The organism is Staphylococcus simulans (genome assembly GCF_002902285.1).
GTDB classification, from domain to species: Bacteria; Bacillota; Bacilli; order Staphylococcales; family Staphylococcaceae; genus Staphylococcus; species Staphylococcus simulans.
The window spans coordinates 24,066-48,629 of sequence record NZ_PPRU01000025.1; the positions used below are offsets into that span (position 1 = coordinate 24,066).

General features: G+C 35.3%; 17 protein-coding genes. 1 reads left to right on the forward strand and 16 read right to left on the reverse strand.

All coding sequences use genetic code 11. The annotated features are described in order from the left end of the window. Positions 1-28: 28 nt before the first annotated feature. From CD112_RS06235 to CD112_RS06270, 8 genes are all read right to left on the reverse strand, one after another. Entirely contained in the window at positions 29-1,051 is a 1,023-nt protein-coding gene (locus tag CD112_RS06235; RefSeq protein ID WP_023016088.1) for a glyceraldehyde-3-phosphate dehydrogenase, read from the reverse strand. A 159-nt stretch (positions 1,052-1,210) separates the two neighbouring features. After that, positions 1,211-1,825: a dephospho-CoA kinase gene (gene coaE / locus CD112_RS06240; protein WP_103364029.1), complete on the reverse strand. Its 615-nt coding sequence runs from the start codon at positions 1,823-1,825 to the stop codon at positions 1,211-1,213. A gap of 26 nt (positions 1,826-1,851) precedes the next feature. Then, entirely contained in the window at positions 1,852-2,724 is an 873-nt protein-coding gene (mutM, locus tag CD112_RS06245) for a bifunctional DNA-formamidopyrimidine glycosylase/DNA-(apurinic or apyrimidinic site) lyase (RefSeq protein ID WP_070864730.1), read from the reverse strand. Positions 2,725-2,739: 15 nt separating this feature from the next. Next, positions 2,740-5,370 carry a DNA polymerase I gene (gene polA, locus CD112_RS06250; RefSeq protein WP_023016091.1) on the reverse strand — a complete coding sequence of 877 codons (2,631 nt, stop codon included), beginning with the start codon at positions 5,368-5,370 and terminating at the stop codon, positions 2,740-2,742. A 92-nt stretch (positions 5,371-5,462) separates the two neighbouring features. Then, positions 5,463-7,181, reverse strand: coding sequence for a two-component system histidine kinase PnpS (gene pnpS / locus CD112_RS06255; protein ID WP_002481167.1), 1,719 nt, complete (start codon positions 7,179-7,181; stop codon positions 5,463-5,465). Continuing rightward, complete coding sequence (locus tag CD112_RS06260) at positions 7,178-7,894, reverse strand: response regulator transcription factor (protein WP_002481168.1); 717 nt, start codon at positions 7,892-7,894, stop codon at positions 7,178-7,180. The genes pnpS and CD112_RS06260 overlap by 4 nt, the downstream gene beginning before the upstream one ends. 173 nt (positions 7,895-8,067) lie before the next feature. Continuing rightward, positions 8,068-9,333: an NADP-dependent isocitrate dehydrogenase gene (icd, locus tag CD112_RS06265; protein WP_002481169.1), complete on the reverse strand. Its 1,266-nt coding sequence runs from the start codon at positions 9,331-9,333 to the stop codon at positions 8,068-8,070. A 62-nt stretch (positions 9,334-9,395) separates the two neighbouring features. Next, positions 9,396-10,514 carry a citrate synthase gene (locus tag CD112_RS06270; RefSeq protein ID WP_023016092.1) on the reverse strand — a complete coding sequence of 373 codons (1,119 nt, stop codon included), beginning with the start codon at positions 10,512-10,514 and terminating at the stop codon, positions 9,396-9,398. Between the two features lie 361 nt (positions 10,515-10,875). Between CD112_RS06270 and CD112_RS06275 the strand changes: the two genes are divergently transcribed. Beyond that, the gene (locus CD112_RS06275) at positions 10,876-12,237 is read left to right on the forward strand and encodes an amino acid permease (RefSeq protein WP_002481171.1); all 1,362 of its coding nucleotides are present in this window, start codon (positions 10,876-10,878) and stop codon (positions 12,235-12,237) included. Between the two features lie 308 nt (positions 12,238-12,545). Here the strand turns inward: CD112_RS06275 and pyk are convergent, their stop codons facing one another. The 8 genes from pyk to CD112_RS06315 form a co-directional block, all read right to left on the reverse strand. Next, positions 12,546-14,306: a pyruvate kinase gene (gene pyk / locus CD112_RS06280; protein ID WP_002481172.1), complete on the reverse strand. Its 1,761-nt coding sequence runs from the start codon at positions 14,304-14,306 to the stop codon at positions 12,546-12,548. Positions 14,307-14,342: 36 nt separating this feature from the next. Next, positions 14,343-15,311, reverse strand: a complete 969-nt coding sequence (gene pfkA / locus CD112_RS06285) for a 6-phosphofructokinase (protein WP_002481173.1) — start codon at positions 15,309-15,311, stop codon at positions 14,343-14,345. A gap of 283 nt (positions 15,312-15,594) precedes the next feature. Next, complete coding sequence (locus CD112_RS06290; RefSeq protein ID WP_023015968.1) at positions 15,595-16,542, reverse strand: acetyl-CoA carboxylase carboxyltransferase subunit alpha; 948 nt, start codon at positions 16,540-16,542, stop codon at positions 15,595-15,597. After that, a complete protein-coding gene (accD, locus tag CD112_RS06295; protein ID WP_002481175.1) occupies positions 16,535-17,407 on the reverse strand; it encodes an acetyl-CoA carboxylase, carboxyltransferase subunit beta in 873 nt (290 codons plus the stop codon). Before accD ends, CD112_RS06290 begins: the two co-directional genes overlap by 8 nt. 63 nt (positions 17,408-17,470) lie before the next feature. Then, positions 17,471-18,700 carry an NADP-dependent malic enzyme gene (gene ystJ, locus CD112_RS06300; protein WP_002481176.1) on the reverse strand — a complete coding sequence of 410 codons (1,230 nt, stop codon included), beginning with the start codon at positions 18,698-18,700 and terminating at the stop codon, positions 17,471-17,473. 275 nt (positions 18,701-18,975) lie between these two features. Further along, positions 18,976-22,176 carry a DNA polymerase III subunit alpha gene (locus CD112_RS06305; protein ID WP_103364030.1) on the reverse strand — a complete coding sequence of 1,067 codons (3,201 nt, stop codon included), beginning with the start codon at positions 22,174-22,176 and terminating at the stop codon, positions 18,976-18,978. Between the two features lie 32 nt (positions 22,177-22,208). Then, positions 22,209-23,147, reverse strand: coding sequence for a DHH family phosphoesterase (locus tag CD112_RS06310; RefSeq protein ID WP_103364031.1), 939 nt, complete (start codon positions 23,145-23,147; stop codon positions 22,209-22,211). A 35-nt stretch (positions 23,148-23,182) separates the two neighbouring features. After that, the gene (locus CD112_RS06315) at positions 23,183-24,478 is read right to left on the reverse strand and encodes a DRTGG domain-containing protein (RefSeq protein ID WP_002481179.1); all 1,296 of its coding nucleotides are present in this window, start codon (positions 24,476-24,478) and stop codon (positions 23,183-23,185) included. Positions 24,479-24,564 lie beyond the last annotated feature (86 nt).

The following is a 24,564-nucleotide window of genomic DNA, read 5'->3' on the forward strand; positions in this document are numbered from 1 at the left end:
GGTTAAAAATTTATGACAGCAGTTTCAATTAAGCTGTTGCTTTTTCTTTTGTTTTTAACAATTCACCAATTTGAACTGCAATATCAACAACGCGGTTAGAATAACCCCATTCATTGTCGTACCATGCAATCACTTTAACTTTCTTGTCATCCATTACAAGCGTTGACATTGAATCAACGATTGCTGAGTTAGGGTTTGTGTTAAAGTCAACTGATACTAGCGGCTCATCTGAAACAGCTAATACGCCTTCTAAGTCAGCATCTTCAAATGCTTTGTTGACTTGCTCAGCTGTTACATCTTCTTTTAAGTCTACTACTAAGTCTACTAATGAAACGTTTTTAGTAGGAACACGAAGTGCCATACCATGTAATTTACCTTCTAATTCAGGTAAAACTTCTTTCAATGCTTTTGCAGCACCTGTTGAAGTTGGGATAATACTTTCGTTACAAGAACGCGCACGGCGTAAATCTTTGTGTGGGTTATCAATATTTTTTTGGTCGTTTGTAATCGCATGTACTGTAGTCATTAAACCATTTTCGATTCCAAAGTTGTCGTTTAATACTTTTGCTACTGGACCGATACAGTTTGTCGTACATGAAGCATTACTAAAGATATCGAATTCTTCAACATCTAAGCTGTCATCGTTAACGCCTTTAACAACCATTTGTACGTGACCGCCTTTTGAAGGACCTGTTAATAAGACTTTTTTAGCGCCTGCTTTAATATGTGCATCCGCTTTGTCTCCGTGATTAAATTTCCCAGTCGCTTCTATGACAATATCAATATCTAAATCTTTCCAAGGTAAATTTTCTGGATTACGATCTGAAACTAATTTAATATCATGACCATCAATACGAATACCATTTTCTGTCGGTTCTACATTACCGTCATATTTACCATGTGTTGTATCGTATTTTACTAAATGTGCAATCGTTTCTGGAGGATAACTCGCATTAATTGCCACTACATTTAAATCATCATTTTTAGAAGCAATACGCAAAACCATGCGCCCAATGCGTCCCATTCCATTAATTGCAATATTCGTTGTCATAAAAAGCACCCCTCGTTTTATATGTGTTATACTTTATGGAATCAGTATAACATATTCACGTTAAAATGAAAGCGTTTTAGCAAAATAATTAAAAAAATTACTTATCACTAATGATAAGCAATTTTTTGTATTCATGTTCAGATTAAAATCATATTCACATTAAACCTCTTCAGAACTTTGAATATAACCTTCTTCCATCAACAATGCTTCAAGGTTTTGTTTAAGCTCTAGCAACGTACCGCGATTATCAATAACACGATCTGCCATACGACGTTTTTTGTCGATAGAGATCTGACTATATACACGCGCTTTCGCTTCTTCTTGTGTTAAGTCATTACGTTCCATTAAACGTTCCACTTGAATACTTTCAGAAGCATAGACTAACCATGTTTCATCAATAGTATCTTGAAGGTTATTTTCAAATAATAATGGAATATCCATAATTACATTGAAGCCATCTTTTAAATAAGCTTCTTTTTGTCTTTCCATTAAATCTCTCACGATAGGATGTATGATTTGGTTTAATTTCTCTCGCATTTTGTCATCATTAAATACGATTTCACCGACGTATTTGCGATTCATTTCACCATTTTCATCTATCGCTTCATCGCCAAATACTTGGCGGACTTGTTCTAAACCTTCAGAACCTTTTTCTACCGCTTCTCTTGCCGCAATATCCGCATCCACAATTTTAAAACCATGGACTGCAAGCAATTCAGATACAGTAGATTTACCTGTTCCGATTCCGCCTGTTAAACCAATTACTTTTTGCATAATCTAATCTCCCTCGTTCAATTTATTTATTTTTGACAGTTTGGACAAAAGTGACTGTTTCTGCCACCTATCACTTCTGTCTCAATCGGTCCGCCACATACAGGACAGATTTTCTTTTTATATACATTTAAATACTCCTGCATATGTCCGGTTTGACCATCTGCATGGCGATAATCAGAAATGCTGGTTCCGCCTTGCTCAATACCTAATGTTAGAACAGCCACTACTTCATCAAACACACGCTTTTGCTCTTGTTTCGTTAAAGTATTAACTTTGCGTTTTGGATGAATACGTGCATTAAATAAAGCTTCACAAGCATAAATATTACCGCAACCTGCAATAACATGATGATCTAAGATCACTTGTTTAATCGGCTTATTCTGATACCTCGGCAATGCTAATTGTTTTTGATAGTGTGTGTATGCATTGTCATCAAAAGGCTCTGGAGCCATCTTTTCAAATGACGTGTATGCTGTAATATCATCAACATTTTTAATTTCACCAAAGCGTCTAATATCAGAAAAGATTAATTGTTTGCCGTTACTAAGTTTGAAATTGACGTGCCAATGTTTTTGATAATTCGGTACAATAATCTCCGTTAAGTCATTGACTACGAAATAGCCGCCAGTCATTCCTAAATGACTGACTAATACTCTTTTATCTTCATCTTTCTCTAAATATAAAAGAATATATTTACTTCTGCGTTCCACACGTGTAATTTTATAGCCTTCTGTACGATTTTTAAACATCGGCAAATCAATTTGTTTAATAATTGTGTCTCTACCGCTCGCTTTTCCATCGATGACTTTATCCGAGAACTCAACACTTTCAATAATTTGATTAATCACAAAGGGTTCAATCCCTCTTTTAACGTGCTCTACTTCTGGTAATTCAGGCAATTTGCGACCTTCTTTCTATTTTGCATCGTACCATGTTGGACCATAGTTAGTATCCACTTGTAATGGTACTTTTAATTCAATGGCATTATCCATAATATCTTCAATAAATTCACTGAAAGCTTCTACCTCATCTTTTGGCAGTTCAAAAATCAACTCATCGTGTACTTGCAGTAATAAGTGTGCATTGAAATCTGTTTCTTTCACAGCTTTATCATAATTAACCATTGCTAGTTTGATAATATCTGCAGCACTGCCTTGAATTGGTGTATTCATAGCTGTTCTTTCTGCAAAACTGCGTTGATTAAAGTTTCTGCTTGTAATATCAGGGATATATCTGCGACGGTGTAATAATGTTTCTACATAACCTTTTGCTTTCGCATCTTTAACGATATCACTCATATATTGTTTAACGCCTGGGAAACTATCTAAATAATCATCTATAAATTTCTTCGCTGCTTTTCTCGTAATACCTAAACTTTGGCTTAAACCATAATCACTAATGCCATATACTATTCCGAAGTTTACAGCTTTAGCTTGTCGACGCATTAAACCATCTACTTCGTCTGCTTCAACACCAAAGACTTTCATGGCTGTAGCTGTATGAATGTCTCTTCCTTCTCTGAAGGCATTCATCATGCTTTCATCTTGCGTAATATGAGCAAGTACGCGTAATTCAATTTGAGAATAGTCCGCTGAAAGAATAACGTTATCCGCTTCTGCAGGTTTAAAGGCCTTTCTAATGCGGCGACCTTCTTCTAAGCGTACAGGAATATTTTGCAAGTTAGGATCGACAGATGACAGACGTCCTGTTTGTGCAAGTGTTTGGTTAAAGTGTGTATGAATGCGATTATCATCTTGTATCACTTTTTGTAAGCCTTCTACATAAGTAGATTGTAATTTAGATAACTGGCGATATTCTAAGATATCTTCGATAATCGGATGTTCACCTTGTAGTTGTTCTAAAACATCTACTGCAGTTGAGTAACCCGTTTTCGTTTTCTTGATAACTGGTAACTTCAAGTTTTCGAATAATACGACACCCAATTGTTTCGGTGAATTAATATTGAATTCCTCACCTGCTGCTTCATGAATACGAGCAATTAAAGTATCAAGCTTACCTTGAATTTCTCTTTCCATTTCTTTTAGCTCTTCAATATCCGTGTAAATGCCCATTTCTTCCATTTGTCCTAAAATGCGCGCAAGCGGCAATTCTAAGTCATTGAATAAATCTAATTGATTGTACTCTTTCAATGCATCAATCATTACAGGTGTGCTCGCATCAATCGCATCCAAAATCGAAGCAATATAAGGATTCAACACATCATCTTCTGGCACTTGTCGTTTTTTGCCTTTACCAAAAACGTGTACTGCTTCAGGTACATAACCTTGGCCATAATCGACAACTACTGAATGAACATCATCAATTGAGCGAGATGGATTTAAAATGTAGCTTGCTAACATGATATCAAACGTAATATTTTTAATATCGATATTCATGCGATGCGCTTCTGCATATGTTTTTTTCGCATCATAGACATACTTTTCTGTTTGTTCGTCTTCTAACCATTTTATTAACTCAGGATAATTTTGAATCTCATCCGCATTAATCACCACAAAGTGTTCATCTGCTTTAAAGCCGAATTTCAAAATATCTGCAGTGAGATAGTCACCTTCATCTACTTCAAAGTGAAGCGCTGCTTGTTTTAATTGATCAAAGTCAATTGCGTTGAAATCTGTTTCAATATCATATGTTCGATCAGATTCAGTTTCAGTATCGGCATCAACATCGATTTGGTTCAACATTTGTTTAAAATCAAGTTCTTTAAACAGTTCAATTTTTTGTGTTTGATCCACTTCATCAGGCAACTTCGTTTCTTCAAGTGTAACTTCAATTGGACTTTCTCTATTAATCGTTGCTAACTCTTTACTCATCAACGCATCATCATGACCGTTTTCAAGTTTTTCTTTTAACTTTTTACCAGAAACTTCATCTAAATGATTATAAAGGTTTTCAACTGAATCAAATTGATTTAAAAGTTTAATAGCAGTTTTTTCACCGACACCCGCGATACCTGGGATATTATCTGAGCTATCTCCCATTAAACCTTTCATATCAATAATCTGTGACGGTGTTAAACCATTATATTTTTCCGCGATGAATGAAGGTGTGTAATGGTCAACATCTGTCACACCTTTTTTCGTATAGTATATTGTTACGTTATCAGAAGCAAGTTGCGTTAAGTCTCGGTCACCCGTTACAATTATTGTCTCAAAACCTGCTTTATCTGCAGCTTGACTTAACGTTCCAATAATATCATCCGCTTCATAATTTTCTAGTTCATAATGCTTAATATGATACGCATCTAATAATTGTCTGATTAACGGAAATTGTTCACTTAATTCTGGTGGCGTCTTTTGTCTGCCGCCTTTATATTCTTTAAATGTTTGATGTCTGAATGTCGTTTTTCCAGCATCAAATGCGACTAAGAAATGGGTCGGTTTTTCTTCTTTGATAATTTTTTCTAATAACATCGCAAATCCATAAGTGGCATTTGTATGAATTCCTGCACGATTCGTTAAAAGAGGCAATGCATAAAATGCTCGGAAACTTAAACTATTCCCATCAATTAACACTAATTTTTCCACACTATAACCTCCAGAATTGATTTGTTTCTATTTTATCATATGTGACATAGCCACTCATAAAAATAGCGCCGGAATTCCATCCGGCGCATATATTAAGATAACTTAATTGATTTATTTTTATTATCGAAAAATATCACTTTAAACGTTGTACCTACGCCAACTTGACTGTCTATTTGAATACGTCCGTGATAAGCTTCGACAATATGTTTCGTAATAGACAAACCAAGTCCTGTACCGCCTGAATCACGGCTTCTAGCTTTATCTACACGATAAAAACGTTCAAAGATATGTTTTTGATCTTCTGGAGCGATTCCAATCCCAAAATCTTCGACCTCTAAGACACGTTTTTCTCCATCTTTATAGACACGCACATGAATACGACTATCTTGAGGTGAATAGTTAATCGCATTGCTGACGATGTTCACCACAACCTGAGCAATTTTCGATGTTTCGGCATCGATAATCACGTAATCTTCAATATCCGTTTCCAACGTAATATTTTTCTTTTTACCATTTGTATATAAAGTTTTTACGGTGTTTCTCGTTACATCAGATAAATCCACAGGTTCTGTTTCAATTTCTTTTTGTTGTTCAATATGTGATAAATCTAATAAATCTTCGACCAATGACTCAATACGATTAGACTCTTTCAAAATAATATTTAAGAATTCATCCAACGTCGTTTCATCATTCTTCGCCCCATCAATTAAAGTTTCCGCAAATCCTTTAATTGAAGTGATAGGTGTTTTCAGCTCATGTGAGACATTTGCGACAAATTCACGACGCAAATTCTCTAATTTCTTCAAGCTGGTAATATCGTGAAGAACGACAACCATCCCTTGCATTCTTTTCTTTTTACGAGATAAAATCGGCACACAGACGGTATCAAAATAACGTTCGTGAACATTATTCAAATATACTTTGACTTGTTCATTCATCGTTTTCTCGGTTTTAAAGGCATCGATAATCAATGTATTCAATTTACCTTTGATCACACGATTGTAATTTTGATTCACGACATTTGTTTCAGGATTAAACATTTCATAATATGCTGTATTCGCGATAACAATTTTACCGTATTTATCAATCATTAAAACTGAACTTGGTATATTTTCAAGTGTTGTTTTCAAACGATTTGATTGAATTTTTTGTTCGTTATACATTTTTTGTAAACGACGTGCTAATTCATTCGTTGTTACGAATAAGTCTCGCGTTTCTTTCACATTGCTTTCAGGTACTCTGATATGATAGTGCCCTTGTGCTAAGAGTTTCGTCGCATAAGTTACATCATTAATCGGTCTGATATATGTGCGGTTAATGTTTCTAACAATTAAGAAGACTAAGGCAATAATGAATAAACCAATGATCGCAATATATTTCCAAGCTTCAAATTGTAGTTGTGTAATTTCATTATCGTAACCTGTAATTATAATAAAATGATCATTACTAATATATTTATAAGTAAATCTACGATTGTCATGATGCGTATCATAAAGCAGATTAGATGGATTTCCAACTACATTGATGTTTGGATTTGCGGGAACTTTTTTATCTGATTTAAATAATGTTTTACCTCCATCATTGCTATGTATGGATATTGTAAAATTATTTAAGTGTGCGTATTCTTTTAAAGCCTCTTCATGATGTGCTTTGTATGTCTTGTTGATACGCTCAGCATCATGCTTCAAGTTTTCAGCATCTCTCGATGAAATCGTTGTATAAATCGCATGATTGATTAGTAAACCTAAAGCAACAAGACAAGAGATAATCAAGATGGCTAACGTCAGCAGTAATCTTGTGTAAAACTTCAATTTGCAGATTTAGGTCTTTCTAGTTTATAGCCTAATCCACGAACAGTTTTAATAAGCTTCGGCTGCTTAGGGTTTTCCTCTAATTTATCTCTTAAATGACTGATATGCACATCAACAATTCTTGAATCACCAGTAAATTCATAATTCCATACAGAGTTCAACATGTGCTCTCTTGTAATAACACGACCTTGGCGCTCGATTAAATAAAGAAGTAACTCAAATTCTTTAGGGGTCAATTCTAACAGTTCATTATTTTTATATACTTCAAAGTATTCAGGTCTGATTTTGATTGAACCGATGATTACATCTTCACTATCTGTTTCTTCTTCTTTTTGACTGTGAACTTGTTTAGATCTGCGTAAAATAGCTTTTACACGTGCTACAACTTCTCTTGGTGAGAATGGCTTAGTCATATAGTCATCTGCACCGAGTTCCAAGCCTAATACGCGATCAAACTCGTCATCTTTGGCAGTCAACATTAAGATAGGAACAAGATTTCGGTCTGAACGAATCGTTTTACAAACTTCAATGCCATCCAACTTCGGCAACATTACGTCTAATACGACTAAATCTGGTTGTACGGCATTCAGTTTTTGAAGTGCTTCTTCACCGTCATAAGCAACTTCTACTAAATAACCTGCTGTTTCTAAATTGTATTTCAGCAAAGTTACAATGGATTGTTCATCATCGACTACTAAAATTTTTTGTGTCATAGTCTTACCCCCTGTGTATTTTTCATCTTAATTATAACTTATATTTTCAAAAAGATAACATACTACGAAACATCTTTACATAAACTTAACATTCACTTAACAAGTTCAATCATTCAAAAAAATAAAGCTATACCGCCCTTATCAGAGCAGTATAGCTTGAAATCAATTAAGTCTTATAGATTTTTGATTAACTCGTCAGCGAACTCAGAAGTTTTTACTTCTTTAGCGCCATCCATCATACGTGCGAAGTCATACGTTACAACTTTAGATGCAATTGTTTTTTCAATTGAATCAGTAATTAAGTCAGCAGCTTCTTGCCAACCTAAGTGTTCTAACATTAATACTGCACTTAATAATTCTGATGATGGGTTTACTTTATCTTGGTCTGCATATTTAGGTGCAGTACCGTGAGTTGCTTCAAAGATAGCGTGGCCAGTATCATAGTTGATGTTCGCACCAGGTGCAATTCCGATACCGCCGACTTGTGCTGCTAATGCGTCAGAAATGTAGTCACCATTTAAGTTCATAGTTGCTACTACATCATACTCAGCAGGACGCGTTAAGATTTGTTGTAAGAAGATATCAGCAATTGAGTCTTTGATAATGATTTTACCATCTGCAACTGCTTGATCTTGGATTTTGTCCGCTTCTTCTTTACCTTTTTCATCTACTAAGCGATCATGTTGTTGCCAAGTGAATACTTTATCACCGAATTCACTTTCAGCTAAATCATAACCCCATTGTTTGAATGCACCTTCAGTAAATTTCATGATATTACCTTTGTGCACTAATGTAACTGATTTACGATTGTTATCAATCGCATATTGGATAGCTGAGCGTACTAAACGTTCAGTACCTTCTTTAGATACAGGTTTTACACCGATACCAGAAGTTTCAGGGAAACGAATGTTTTTAGCACCCATTTCATCTTGTAAGAAATCGATTAATTTCTTAGCTTCTGGCGTACCTTCTTTAAATTCGATACCTGCATAGATGTCTTCAGTATTTTCACGGAAGATAACCATGTCAGTGTCTTCTGGACGCTTAACAGGAGATGGAACACCTTTGAACCAACGTACTGGACGTAAGCAAGCATATAAGTCTAATGTTTGACGTAATGCTACGTTTAATGAACGAATACCGCCACCGATTGGTGTAGTTAAAGGTCCTTTGATTGCGATTAAATACTCTTCAATCGTATCTAAAGTTTCTTGTGGTAACCATTCGCCAGTTTCATCATATGCTTTTTGACCAGCTAAGATTTCTTTCCATTCGATTTTTTTCTCGCCATTATAAGCTTTTTCAACCGCTGCATCTAATACACGGCTTGCTGCTCTCCAGATATCTGGTCCAATACCATCACCGATGATAAATGGAATAATAGGATTATTCGGTACTAATAAACCGTCTTCTTGTTTAACAATTTTTTCTGGTGCCATTCTAAATTCCTCCGTTAATATAAATTTTGTGATTAATGATTCAAGAATGTCGCTGTTAAAAATTAGCGCTCTTCAATTGGTAAATACTTACGATTTGTTTCACCGATATATTGAGCACGTGGTCTCATAATACGATTATCTCTATATTGTTCGAAAATATGTGCTAACCAACCTGCAGAACGACTGACTGCGAAAATTGGAGTAAATAAATCATGTGGAATATCCATGCTGTGATAAACAGTCGCACTATAGAAGTCAACGTTAGCAATAATGCCTGTACGTTCTTTCATTAAGTCTTCAATCGCTACTGAGATATCATATAAATGTTTTTGACCTGTCTCATCCGTAATTTTTTTACTCATTGTTTTTAAATATTTCGCACGTGGATCTCCGTCTTTATAAACACGGTGTCCAAAGCCCATGATTTTCTCTTTGTTTTTCAATTTATTATCAATATATGGTTCAACTTCATCCACTGAATGAATTTCAGATAACATGTTCATAACACGTTCGTTTGCTCCGCCGTGTAAAGGCCCTTTTAATGAACCTACAGCTGCAACAATACCTGAATACATATCTGATAAAGATGATACTGCACAACGTGCTGTAAATGCTGATGCATTCAATTCATGGTCAGCATGCAATACCAATGCTTTGTTAAATGCTTCAACTTCAATGTCTGTTGGCTCTTCACCACGTAACATATATAAGAAGTTAGCTGCATAGCATAAGCCTTGTTTAGGATAAACTGGCTCTTTTCCTTGTCTTACACGTTCAAATGACGTCACAAGTGATGCCATTTTTGCTTGGATTCTAATTGCACGTTCTAATTTTTCTTCATCCGTTTCTGACTCTGCATTTTCATCAAAGTGTGCAATATAAGAAACTGAAGTTCTTAATGCTGTCATTGGATGAACGTCGTCTGTTGCATAATCTTCGAAATGCTCATAAACTTTTTGGTCTAGTTTTGCATACTCATATAATTTTTCTTGCAACTTGTTCAATTCGTCTTTCGTCGGAAGTCTGTAATTCCATAGTAAGAATACAACTTCTTCAAATAATGCGTTTTCTGCTAAATCATCGATGTCATAACCAGCATATGTCAATTGGCTATCGATAATTGAGCTTACCTTTGTTTCAGCTGCAATTACCCCTTCTAAACCTTTATGCAATTCTGCCATATTAATTTCCCCTTTTCTATAACAAATTGAAATGGCTTTCATTTAGTATTATATCCAATATTAACGGTTTTGTGAACAATTTCGAAACTTTGTATAAAGCGGTTACATTGCTCAAACAGCTAAAACAACCTGTTCAGACCATATCTCATTGCCTTTATTGGTATTATATTACATTTTTATAGTTTTAAGTAACGAAAACCCATGCAAATTAACCGATTATTTTTAATTTATTATCATTCATCATAACTTAAATTCATTGATAATTGCATGAAAATTCTCAATATTTTTAAAAACCATTTGTCATATTCTATGGATATGTGCATAATATTATTAAGGTGCAAAAAGGGAGTTGAATTAATTTATGTCAAACAATTTACAAAGAGAATTAAGCAATCGGCACATACAGTTAATCGCAATTGGCGGTGCGATCGGTACTGGATTGTTCTTAGGGGCAGGACAAACGATTGCGATGACGGGACCTTCGATTTTATTAACATACATCATTATTGGTTTAATGTTGTTTATGTTTATGAGGGGTTTAGGGGAAATCTTAATTACAAACACAAAATTTAAATCATTCGCAGATGTGACAAATGAATATATCGGACCCTTTGCTGGGTTTGTGACAGGTTGGACATATTGGTTATGTTGGATTATCACAGGGATGGCAGAAGTTACAGCCGTAGCGAAGTATGTCAGTTTCTGGTGGCCTGAAATTCCTAACTGGGTCAGCGCTTTAGTCTGTGTACTTGTTTTAATGGCATTCAACTTATTAAGCGCAAAACTTTTTGGAGAATTAGAATTCTGGTTCGCAATTATCAAAGTTACGACAATCATCGTGTTAATCGTTGTCGGATTAGGTATGATATTCGTTGCTTATGAAACTAAATTCGGTCATGCGAGTATCACACACCTTTATGACCATGGTATTTTCCCTAAAGGTGTATCAGGTTTCTTCATGTCTTTCCAAATGGCACTCTTCTCATTCGTAGGGATTGAGTTGATTGGTGTAACAGCTGGTGAAACAAAAGACCCTGAAAAGATTATTCCTAAAGCAATCAACAGTGTACCTGTACGTATCTTACTATTCTATGTAGGATCACTTGCAGTAATTATGTCAATCATTCCTTGGTATAAAGTAGATCCTTCTGACAGTCCATTCGTAAGATTGTTCGCGTTAGTCGGAATACCTTTCGCAGCAGGTATCATCAACTTTGTTGTACTGACAGCTGCTGCATCATCTTGTAACAGTGGTATTTTCTCAAACAGCCGTATGTTATTCGGTTTATCAAGACAAGAACAAGCACCACCTGTTTTCAACAAAACAAATAAAAATGGTGTGCCGCACATTGCAATCTTTGTTTCATGTGCATTATTACTTATCGCAGCATTATTGAACTATATTTTCCCAGATGCAACATTAGTATTCACATATGTAACAACAGTATCAACAGTTTTATTCTTAGTAGTTTGGGCATTGATTATCGTTGCTTATATTAACTATCATAAACGCAATCCAAAAGCACACAAAAATTCAATTTATAAATTGCCAGGTGGACGTTTCTCAGGATACATGATTTTATTTTTCTTCATCTTTGTATTCGCATTGCTATTCGTCAACCCGGTAACAAGAACTGCAGTATTTTTATCTCCAATCTGGTTTATCCTTTTAGGATTAATGTACTGGAGATACACACAACAACTTAAGAAACATCAATCATAAAAATTAAAAATACGCACCCTAACAAAATGCGTTTACTCACTTTTAGAGTAAGCGCATTTTGCTTTGTCTAAAACCTATCCTATCCTCTTCTATCCCCTATATGAGCCCCATAGATTAACAACACTCTCTTTATTATAAATACATATCTGATGTTATATCATGCTTAAAACAATGCATAGACTGCTTTTAAATGCTACATGAATTATAAGGTGATACATTCACTTCCCAAATCAAAATAAAAAACTGTCTGCTCCAGAGGAACAGACAGCTTGTCTAATTAAAGTTTAATATTGATAATTTAGAGATGATTAAAGTACGTTTGCATAACCGTCATATACACGGCCAGTGTTTGCATCAACTGTGATTGTAACATCATCAGCGATTAATTTAGTTGCGTTTTTAGCACCAACGATTGTTGGGATACCTTGTTCTAAACCGATGATCGCACTTGGTGATGTGATACCAGCTTCTTCAGCAACTAAACCAGCAGCTTGTTCTACATAAGGTACGAATGTTTCATCTGTAGAATGAGTAACGATTACTGAGTTTGAAAGATCTCTGCCTTCTAATTCAGAAGCTTCATTAACAACTACTGCGTTACCTACTACTGAATTACGTCCAACACCTTGACCTTTAACAAGTTCGTCACCAACTAAGTGTAATTTCATCATGTTAGTTGTACCTTTTTCACCAGTTGGAACACCAGCAGTGATGATTAATAAATCACCATTTTGAACGCGGCCAGTTTCGATTGCTGTTGCTACTGCATTGTTAAGTAATGCGTCAGTAGTTTTGCGTCCTTTTTTAACAACTGGGAAAACGCCCCATACTAATGCTAATTGACGAGCTGTTTCTGGGTTTGGTGTTACAGCGATAATGTCTGAATGTGGACGGAATTTAGAGATAGTTCTTGCAGTTGAACCACTTTCAGTTGCAGCAACGATTGCTTTAACTTTTAAGTTAAGGGCAGTATGTGCTACAGAAACACCAATTGCATTTACTAAGTTAGTTTCTTCTAATTTAGTACGGTCATTTAATAATTTTTTGTAGTTTTGAGCGGCTTCAGCTGCAACTGCAATGTTTCTCATTGCTTTAACAGCTTCTTCAGGATATAAACCTGCAGCAGTTTCACCAGATAACATAACTGCATCTGTACCATCATAGATAGCGTTAGCTACGTCACTTGCTTCGGCTCTTGTTGCACGTGGGTTACGTTGCATAGAGTCTAACATTTGAGTTGCTGTGATAACTGGTTTACCTAATTTGTTACATTGTCTGATAAGGTCTTTTTGGATTACAGGTACATTTTCAGGTGGAATTTCAACACCCATGTCACCACGAGCTACCATTAAACCATCAGAAACTTCAAGGATTTCTTTAATGTTGTCGATACCTTCTTGGTTTTCGATTTTAGGAAGAATTTGAATGTTAGTATTACGTTCTTCTTCTAAAATTTTACGGATATCTAATACGTCACTTGGACGACGTACAAAGCTTGCTGCGATTAAGTCGATGTTTTGATCGATACCGAAGCGGATATCATCAGCATCTTTATCAGTAATACCAGGTAAGTTAACTTTAACGTTTGGTAAGTTAACACCTTTTTTATTTTTAATTTCACCTGAGTTGAGGACTTCACATAAAACTTCGCCTTTATCTTTATTGATTTCTTTAACTTCTAATTCTACTAAACCATCATCTAATAGAATGTAAGAACCAATTTCAATGTCGTTGATTAAATCTGCATATGTTACAGAAAATTTCTCAGCTGTACCTAAAACTTCTTCCATGCTTACGATAACTTCTTTACCTTTTTCTAAGAAAATCACACCGTCTTTCATGTTGTGTGTTCTGATTTCAGGTCCTTTTGTATCAAGCATGATTGCAATAGTTTTGTCTAAACGTTGTGCAACTTCTCTGATGCGGTCAATACGAACTTTGTGTTCAGCGTGATCACCGTGTGAGAAGTTCAAACGGGCAACGTTCATGCCAGCGTTCATTAATTTTTCTAACATTTCTTCAGATTCTGATGCAGGTCCAATCGTACAAACGATTTTAGTTTTTCTCATTATAAAAGCCTCCTAAAAATTTCACTAAATCTATCATTAAATTGATAATTCTTGTGCTAACTCATACATATCAAAATTAAACTTACTACCTTTATTACTGAAGATATCATCAAATGGTGTTTGAGTTAATTCATTTTGTTTAATGCCAACTCCCAATGCTGTTTTACCTTCAATTAATAATTCTACGGCATGACCGCCAAGTCTTGATGCCAACACTCTGTCTTGTCCAGTTGGGCTACCACCACGTTGGATATGACCGAGTACAGATACACGTCCATCTACATGGATGTATTTTGCTAATTCTTCTGCACAATCTTGTCCTGACATAACACCTTCAGCTACCATAACGATAGAATGTTTTTTACCTCTTTTAATACCGGCTTCTATTTTTTCTGCGATATCTTTGATATCTGTTTTTACTTCTGGAACGAGGATTGTTTCTGCACCGACAGCTAAACCAGCCCACAATGCAAGGTCACCACAATCACGGCCCATAACTTCAATAATAAATGTTCTCGCGTGACTTGAAGCAGTGTCTCTGATTTTATCGACAGAATCAATAATTGTATTGAGTGCTGTGTCAAAACCAATTGTGAAGTCTGTACCTGGAATATCATTATCGATTGTTCCCGGAATACCGATAGTTTGAATTTCAGGGCATTCTTCACTGATACGTTGAGCGCCACGATAACTTCCGTCACCGCCGATTACAACTAATCCATCAATACCATGACTTCTTAAATTTTCAATTGCTTTGGCACGTACTTCTTTGTCCTTAAATTCTGGGCAACGTGCAGAGTAAAGGAATGTACCTCCTCTTTGAATTGTATCTCCCACTGATCCTAGTTCAAGCTTTTTAAGATCATCATTTATCAATCCGAGGTAGCCTTGGTACACACCGTAAACTTCAATCCCATTATAAATGGCAGTACGCACAACTGCTCGAACAGCAGCGTTCATTCCCGGAGCGTCTCCACCACTAGTCAAAACTGCAATTTTTTTCATGACAACTGACCTTCCTAACTTGTATGATTTACATTAAAAATACCATAAAATAGCGTGGTTATCCATAAAAATACCATGCAATCCATAATGTAAACGTTTTATATTTCTATTTTCGAAATATAGCCACACTTTTTATTTAATATGGATACGATAGACATATTTTTACAGTCTAATTTTTTCAATTTCTGCTATTTTTAACCATCATAACCGGATTAATTCTCAAATACAAAATGAAAAGGATTCTACACTCTTCCCTAAAAAAGAAGTATAGAATCCTTTTCCCTTATTGTTCTTTATATTCACCCATTTGACGGAATTTATCAAAACGATCGTCAGCTAACGCTGGACCATCTAATTTTTTCAACGCATCTAAATGAGAAACAAACGCCTGTTTAATACTGCGCGCTTGTTGTTCAATATCTTTATGTGCGCCGCCAAGTGGTTCTGTAATAACTTCATCAATCACACCTAATTCTTTTAAATCAGGTGCTGTGATTTTCATTGTTTCAGCAGCAATTTTTGAAAGGTTGCTATCTTTCCATAACAACGCTGCTGCACCTTCTGGTGAAATCACTGAATACGTACTGTTTTCAAGCATTAACACTCTATTTGCAATACCAATACCTAAAGCACCGCCGCTTCCGCCTTCACCAATAACTAAAGTGATGACAGGTACTTTCAAGCTAGACATTTCTATTAAGTTTTTAGCAATAGACTCACTTTGACCACGTTCTTCAGCAGATTTACCAGGGTATGCGCCTTTAGTATCTATAAATGTAAAGATAGGTCTGTTGAACTTCTCAGCTTGTTTCATTAAACGTAACGCTTTACGGTACCCTTCTGGATGAGCCATTCCAAAATTACGGTAAATATTATCTTTTGTATCTTTACCACGTTGTTGACCAACTACAGTGACTGGCTGACCATTTAAATATCCAATGCCGCCTATCATTGCTGGATCATCTCTGAAATTTCTATCCCCATGTAATTCCATGAAATCATCAAAGATGTATGGAATATAATCTAAGGTTGTAGGTCGTTCTTGCATTCTAGCTAATTGAACACGGTCCCAAGGTTTAAGATGCTTGTATATTTTTTCAGTTTCACGCTCTAGAGAAGCCTCTAACATATCAATTTCCTCTTGCAAATCTACATCATTTTTCTCTTGTGATTCTTTCAAAGCATCTATTTTATTTTTTATATCAAATAACGGCTTTTCAAAATCAAGCATCTTTTTTCACCTCTTGTCCTGTATGCATTTTCAATAATTGACTTAAAGTAGCACGCATATCTTTACGATGAACTACTTTATCTAATTGGCCGTGTTCTAATAAGAATTCCGCTGTTTGGAAATCATCCGGTAATTTTTCATTAATTGTTTGTTCAATAACACGACGACCCGCAAAACCGATTAAAGCACGCGGTTCTGACAAGTTGATATCACCAACTGATGCAAAGCTGGCAGAAACACCACCTGTTGTAGGATGTGTAATATAAGAAATATATAATAAACCAGCATCAGAATGACGTTTCAATGATACGCTTGTTTTACCCATTTGCATTAATGAAATAATACCTTCTTGCATTCTGGCACCGCCACTTGCAGAGAAAAGGATAAACGGCAGACGTTGTTCTGTACAATAATCTATAATACGGCAGATTTTCTCACCGACAACAGAACCCATACTCCCCATTCTGAAACGTGAATCCATAACTGCAACGCCGTATTTTGTACCATCTAATTCGGCTGTTCCAGTTACTACCGCTTCATTCAAATCTGTTTTGCTTTGATCTTTTTGAATTTTTTCTTCGTAACCAGGAAAGTCTAAAGGATTGGCAGATGTCATTCCTTTATCAAACTCTTTAAATGTTCCTTCATCTGAAATTGCTTCAATTCGTTTATATGCAGTCAAAGATAAGTGATGATCGCAATTAAAACACACATTGAGGTTTTCAGATAGTTCTTTTGTATACATGATTTTTTTACATTTTGGACATTTAGTCATGATACCTGATGGAACGTCATTCTGTTTTGAATCTTGGACAGTTACATATTTTTTCTTTTTACTGCCTCGATTGAAAAAATCTTTAAACATTGGTCAACCTCCACATCACTATTATGTTAATTTAAAGACATAACAGTACATTGTAAAAATAATCTATTTAATATCAGTTAATCTCATCGTTTTATTGTATATTTCATCTGGGTCAACTTCAACCCTAGCAACTCCAGATTCCATAGCTGCTTTCGCTACATTGCGTGCAACCGATGGTGCTACACGTTTATCAAATGGTGCTGGAATACAGTATTCCGGTGACAACTCATCCGGCCCAATTAAATTAGCGATAGCTTGTACAGCAGCTTGTTTCATTTTCTCATTAATATGTGTTGCACGTACATCTAAAGCCCCTCTGAAGATGCCTGGGAATGCTAACACGTTATTAATTTGGTTCGGATAATCTGAACGGCCTGTTCCAATTACTCTTGCTCCAGCCGCTTTTGCGTCATCTGGATTAATTTCTGGATTAGGATTTGCCATCGCAAAAATGATACTGTCTTTATTCATTGATTTTACCATATCTTGAGATAATGCATTAGCAACAGAAACACCGATAAAGACATCAGCACCTTGGATAACATCAGCTAACTTACCTTCTTGTTTATCCTTGTTCGTCCATTCTGCCACAAATTCTTTGGTTTCATTCATGCCATGCGGGCGTCCTTTATAAATAGCACCTTTAGAATCACACATAATCATATTGCGCACACCGTATGAATATAATAATTTCACAATCGCAATACCTGCAGCGCCTGCACCATTCAATACCACTTTGATATCTGATAGCGATTTATCTGTAATTCTTAAAGCATTAATCAATCCAGCCATTGTCACGATTGCTGTCCCATGCTGATCATCATGAAAGACTGGAATTTTAGTTTCTTTTTTTAATCGGTTTTCAATTTCAAAACAGCGCGGCGCAGAAATATCTTCTAAGTTGATACCGCCGTAATTAGGTTCTAATAATTTAACTGTTTTGATAATTTCTTCTGTATCTGTTGTATTCAAAGCTATTGGTACACCACTTACCCCAGCAAAGCTTTTGAATAGAACTGCTTTACCTTCCATTACAGGAATACTTGCTTCAGGACCAATATTACCTAATCCTAATACTGCAGTGCCATCTGTTACTACAGCTACAGTATTGCCTTTAGATGTATAATCATAGACTTTACGAGGATCCTCATAAATCTCTTTACATGGTTCTGCAACACCAGGAGAATAAGCTAAACTTAATTCTTCTTTATTTGTAACTTTTACTTTGGGTGTAACATCAAATTTACCTTGATTTCTTTTATGCATTTCTAAAGCATCGTCTCTTAATGACAAACCAATCGCTCCTTTGTTCTGTATCTTAATATCGAAATAAATTCACGCATATTATGTTCAATCTATTACTGAGTTGTTTTATTATTTTTACCGAAAATTTACAATAAACTTTTGGTTTTAGTACTACTCTGAATTTTATGTACTGATTATAACACAGATGTCACTGTTTCACTGATTCTCATGGGTTAAATTATTAATTTCCTTAATTTTGTCAATGAATTGCTTAAAAGTTTTAAAAGTCTGTAACTAATGCAATCCATTGTCACAGACTTCTATTACATTAAGCGAATATTTTCAGGATCAATTTGTTCAACCAATCTTTCAATCGTGTCAACATCACGTTCAATTCTTCCAACTTGCCGCATTTGGTTTGACTGTTCATCATAAAAATATATTGGAAGTTGTTGATGTGTTTCAGATGTTTCAGTATCAAACTCTAAATCATCAACATTAATTTTTCTGAGTATAATACGTGTTGCTTTTTCAAACATCGTTTTTTCATATGCATCTAAATCTTGTATTTCATTAATAATTAATTGATGCTTTTGATTTCTATTTTCGAATTTCCCTTTTACAATAAACGGTTTTTCTTCTAATAGAAGTGTTTCATAACGTTGAAAAGTATCAGGGAAAATAACACCATCTAACGTGTGCTCACCATCATTTAAAGTCGCAAAAGCCATCGGTTGCCCTTTTTTTGTACGAATACGTCTCAGTGTGTCCATTTGTACAAGTACAGGTTGATGATTGTTCGCATTGTTTAATTTATAAATGCCTAAAAACTGTTTTGAATCAAACAATTTTTCCATTGGATGTTTTGTAATATAAAATCCTAAGTATTCTTTTTCAAAGTTACTTAATGCTAAATCAGGCAACTCTTCTTTTTGTTGGTACTCTAATTTCGGTGTCACAAAGTCAAAAATCAAAGCATCTTGTTCGACTTGACTTGATGAATCTAAAACCTCATCTAATGTTCCTAATAAGGTTGCACGTGTTTCACCGAATTGATCAAATGCTCCCACTAATATGAGCGCTTCTAATAACTTACGTGTTTTAACACGCCCAGATAAACGGCGTGTAAAATCAAAGAAATCTTTATATCGACCATTTTGATAACGCTCATCTACAATGGCTTTAACACTTTGATAACCGACACCTTTGATGGTACCTAAAGATAAATAAATACCTTGTTCAGCTGCTTTATAATACCAATGACTTTCGTTGATGTCTGGAGGTAAAATCTTTAAGTTCATCGTTTTAGCTTCAGCAATCATCTGTTCAGTCTTTTTCTCACTGCCAATCACATTCGTTAAAATATTGGCATAAAAATAATTAGTATAATGTACTTTTAAATACGCCATCGTATAGGCGACTTTAGAATAACTCACCGCATGAGCACGTGGGAAACCATAATCTGCGAATTTAAGAATTAAATCAAAGATTTGTTTACTTAATTGTTCTGAGTAGCCATTTCGACTGGCACCTTCTACAAAGTGTTGACGTTCATTTTCCAACACAGCCCGATTCTTTTTACTCATTGCTCGACGTAAAATATCCGCTTCTCCATAACTGAACCCTGCGAACTTACTTGCAATCTGCATGATTTGTTCTTGATAAATAATAACACCGTATGTGGATTTTAATATCGGTTCTAAATCAGGATGGAGATAGGCCACTTTAGATGGGTCATGACGTCTAGCAATATATGTCGGTATTTCTTCCATTGGACCTGGGCGATATAAAGAAGTCATTGCGACAATGTCCTCAAAATGTTGCGGCTGTAAACGTCTTAACGCATCTCTGACACCGTCTGATTCTAATTGGAATAATCCGGTTGTTTCCCCTAATGACAACATTTTAAATACTTTCTCATCATCAAAAGGAATAGATTCTATATCAATATCGATATTTAAATCTTTCTTTACTTGATTGATGATTTGGTGAATGATGGATAAATTTCTCAGACCTAAAAAGTCGATTTTCAACAAACCAAGTCGTTCGTCTTCAGTCATTGTCCACTGTGTTAATAGACCCGTATCTCCCATTAATAATGGTACATATTGATATAATGGGCGTTCGTTAATAATAATGCCTGCCGCATGCGTTGATGTATGTCTCGGCAATCCTTCTAATTTCCTACTGAGTTTGAACCACATTTCATGCCTATGATTGCGATGCACAAAGTCTTTAAATGCTTGTGTGTCATAAGCTTCATTTAAAGTTATACCTAATTTAGACGGAATTAAATGTGAAATTTCACTGAGTGTTTTTTCTTCAAACCCCATAATACGTCCTACATCTCTTGCGACTGCTTTCGCTTGTAAATGTCCGAATGTCACAATACCTGAAACATGGTAATCTCCATATTTTTGTTGTACATATTCAATCACACGTTCACGTTTTGTATCTTCAAAGTCGATATCAATATCTGGCATTGTGACACGTTCGGGATTTAAAAATCGCTCAAATAATAAGTTATATTTTAATGGGTCAATCGTTGTGATATTCAACAAGTAACTGATTAGAGAACCTGCAGATGAACCACGACCTGGACCGACCATGACATCTTGTGTTTTCGCGTAATGAATCAGATCGCTTACAATTAGAAAATAATCTTCGTACCCCATTTTCGTAATGACATCGAACTCATAATCTAAACGTTTTCTATACTGAGGAGTATCTAAGTTCATACGTTTAATAGCATTATCTAATAATTGGTATAAGTATTCTTTAGATGAAGTACCTTCAGGTGTATCATACTGTGGTAACAGTGATTGATGATATTCAATCGTAATATTACATTGATCAGCAAGGTCATTTGTATTATCAATAATGTCTTGAGATAAACTCAAGCTATCTATATCAGCTTGGCTATATAAATAGGCATGCTGTTCGCTACCTGTATTTACCAAGTCTAACGCTTTATTATTTTTAATTGCTTGCAATGCACTGACAGTTTCAGCATCTGCTTCATCAAGATATTTTGCTTCTTGCATCCACACTTGATTTAAATCTAATTGTTCTGCTGCACCGCTGCTTAAATGATCCGTGAATACATCTGCGTGTTCATTAAACATTTCCGCTAAATTCATTTGTTCAGCATTGATACGCTTAAAAATAATGACTAAATCATTTTGGTAATGTTTTAGCCATTCTGTAGAAATCGTACGTTTATCTTGTATTTTAATTGCTGAAGAAAGTTGATATAACGATTTTAATCCTTGATTATTTTTAGCTAATAATACTGTTTCTAACTCTGTTAAGCCATCACTTAAATCTACAGTCATACCGATAATGGGTTTGATGTCTGCTTGTCTGCATGCATCATAAAATTGAGGGACAGCATACAAGACATTTCTATCAGTTAGTGCCAACGATTGATAGCCTTCTGCGACTGCTTTTTCAACAATGTCAGAAACACGTAGACTAGATTCTAGCAAATCATACGCAGTGTGGATATTTAGATGTGCCTTCATAATTTTGTCCCTCCCTTTTTAATATTGTGCAGTTAGTCTATTAATTTTTGATTTAAGGCTTCTGCTAAACGATCAAATTCTTCCCAACTATAAACTGTAACACCAGATGCATTCGGGTGTCCGCCGCCTCCAAATTGTTGTGCAACGTCATTGATAACAACTTTTTTAGAACGCAGACGACAACGAATATCTTCGCCTTCATCAACTGCAAAGACCCAAATTTTTAAACCGCGTAAATCAGCAATTGTATTTACAAATTGAGAAGCTTCGTTCGGTTTAATATCAAATTGTTTTAAAACATCTTGTGTAATTTGAACTTTCGCAAAGCCGTTGTCATTAATTTCAAAGTTTTGTAGCACATAGCCTTGGAATGGCATAAGTTTAGGATCTTTTTCAGCCATTTTATTCAATTCTGCAGTGTGGTCAAATGGATATTTTAAAAGTTGTGCCCCAACTTCCATTGTATGCGCACTTGTATTGCTGAATAAGAAACGACCTGTATCGCCAACGATACCTAAATACAGTAAGCGTGCTGTTTCTGCATGAATGATGGATGTATCATTAAAATGCGCAATGATATCAAAGATGATTTCACTTGTTGATGAAGCTTCAGTGTTCACATAATTTAACTCGCCATATTGATCTAATGCAGGATGATGATCTATTTTGATTAAACCTTTACCATTAGCAAAACGTTGATCATCAATACGAGGCGCATTAGCTGTATCACATACGATGACTAATGCTTCTTTGTAAGTATCATCACTTACTGCATCAAATGTTCCCATAAAATCTAAAGAAGGCTCACTTTCACCTACAGCATAGATATTTTTATCTGGAAATTTTAATTGTAAATAAGATTTTAAACCTAATTGAGAACCATAGGCATCTGGATCTGGTCGCACATGTCTATGGATAATAATTGTATCTTCTTGTTCAATTCGGTTCATAATTTCATTAAATGTATTCATATCATTACTCCTTCATTATCTGTTGATGCAGTACATCAGCTTTCTAGCATTTGACAAATAATCAATGCTTTAGCTACATCTTGTTGTCCTTCACGCATGCTGACCTCAATTTTAGCAAAGTGTCTCCCAACATCTAACATGTCATAATTAATTTCAAGTTCTGTTTCAATAGAAACTGTCTTCATATAAATAATACTTAAACTTTCAATCATAACTTCTTGTTTTTTTATTTGACGCATTTTATAGCGAATCGTTTCTTCAATAATTGCGACAAAAGCACCTTTACTTAACGTCCCGTATTGGCTTGTCAGTTGGGGTGCAACATCTACAGTAATTTTATCTTTATTAATTGAAATGTACTTGCCGACTTGATCATTGATGGTCTCTCCTACTTGCGGTTGACGTCCTAATAATTGCATAGCACGCAGAACATCTTCACGTGATACTACGCCAAGTAATTTCTTATTGATTGTCGTGACCGGCAGCAATTCAATACCTTCCCATATCATCATATGCGCACATGTCGCAACAGTTGTAGACACTTGCACATTTAACACCGGTTTAGTCATTACTTTATAAAGATATTCTTCTGAATCTTTTGCAATAATATCTTTACTTGTCACAATCCCGACCAATTTAAAGTCATCATCGACAACTGGAAATCTTGAATGTCCTGTCTCTTGTGAACGACTTTTGACATCTGCAACTTTCATTGTTTCTTTCAATACAGTCTCTTCAGTGACAGGTTTAACAATATCTTCAACAATTAAAATTTCTTTACGAATGATCTGATTATACATCGCACGGTTAATCATATTCGCAACTAAATATGAATCGTAATTAGACGATAAGATAGGCAAATCATGTTGATCTGCATAACGTTTAATTTCAGGTGTTGTACTAAAACCACCTGTAATCAACACTGCACTGCCATGTCTCAATGCTTCTAATTGTACATCCGTCCTATTACCGACAATCAACAAAGTATTTTTAGTCAGATATTTAACCACATTTTCTAATTTCATGGCACCAATAGCAAACTTAGTCAGCGTGTTATGAAGACCGTTACGACCTGCAAGTACCTGACCATCAATAATTTTAACAATTTCACCAAACGTTAAATGTTCGATTTCTTCTCTAGTTTTCTTTTCTATTCTCACAGTTCCGACTCGATCTATGGTAGCGACGAGTCCAAGTTGTTCAGCATCTTTAATTGCACGGTAAGCTGTTCCTTCAGATACCTCTAAATCTTTTGCTATTTTACGGACAGATATTTTCTGACCCACAGCGAGTGATTCAATGTGTGCAAGAATCTGTTCATGTTTTGTCATTACTTACTTCCCTCATTCTCTGCTTACTCTTCTTATTAATTATAACTTGATTCAGTCTAAAAATCGAAGTTAATCTCTCTTGAATT

What these genes read in the sequence shown, in the direction of transcription:
- CD112_RS06235 (WP_023016088.1), bottom strand. Translation starts at nt 1,051, where the DNA reads ATGACAACGAATATTGCAATTAATGGAATGGGACGCATTGGGCGCATG.
- coaE (WP_103364029.1), bottom strand. Translation starts at nt 1,825, where the DNA reads ATGCAAAAAGTAATTGGTTTAACAGGCGGAATCGGAACAGGTAAATCT.
- CD112_RS06260 (WP_002481168.1), bottom strand. Translation starts at nt 7,894, where the DNA reads ATGACACAAAAAATTTTAGTAGTCGATGATGAACAATCCATTGTAACT.
- icd (WP_002481169.1), bottom strand. Translation starts at nt 9,333, where the DNA reads ATGGCACCAGAAAAAATTGTTAAACAAGAAGACGGTTTATTAGTACCG.
- CD112_RS06270 (WP_023016092.1), bottom strand. Translation starts at nt 10,514, where the DNA reads ATGGCAGAATTGCATAAAGGTTTAGAAGGGGTAATTGCAGCTGAAACA.
- CD112_RS06275 (WP_002481171.1), top strand. Translation starts at nt 10,876, where the DNA reads ATGTCAAACAATTTACAAAGAGAATTAAGCAATCGGCACATACAGTTA.
- pyk (WP_002481172.1), bottom strand. Translation starts at nt 14,306, where the DNA reads ATGAGAAAAACTAAAATCGTTTGTACGATTGGACCTGCATCAGAATCT.
- pfkA (WP_002481173.1), bottom strand. Translation starts at nt 15,311, where the DNA reads ATGAAAAAAATTGCAGTTTTGACTAGTGGTGGAGACGCTCCGGGAATG.
- CD112_RS06290 (WP_023015968.1), bottom strand. Translation starts at nt 16,542, where the DNA reads ATGCTTGATTTTGAAAAGCCGTTATTTGATATAAAAAATAAAATAGAT.
- accD (WP_002481175.1), bottom strand. Translation starts at nt 17,407, where the DNA reads ATGTTTAAAGATTTTTTCAATCGAGGCAGTAAAAAGAAAAAATATGTA.
- CD112_RS06305 (WP_103364030.1), bottom strand. Translation starts at nt 22,176, where the DNA reads ATGAAGGCACATCTAAATATCCACACTGCGTATGATTTGCTAGAATCT.
- CD112_RS06310 (WP_103364031.1), bottom strand. Translation starts at nt 23,147, where the DNA reads ATGAATACATTTAATGAAATTATGAACCGAATTGAACAAGAAGATACA.
- CD112_RS06315 (WP_002481179.1), bottom strand. Translation starts at nt 24,478, where the DNA reads ATGACAAAACATGAACAGATTCTTGCACACATTGAATCACTCGCTGTG.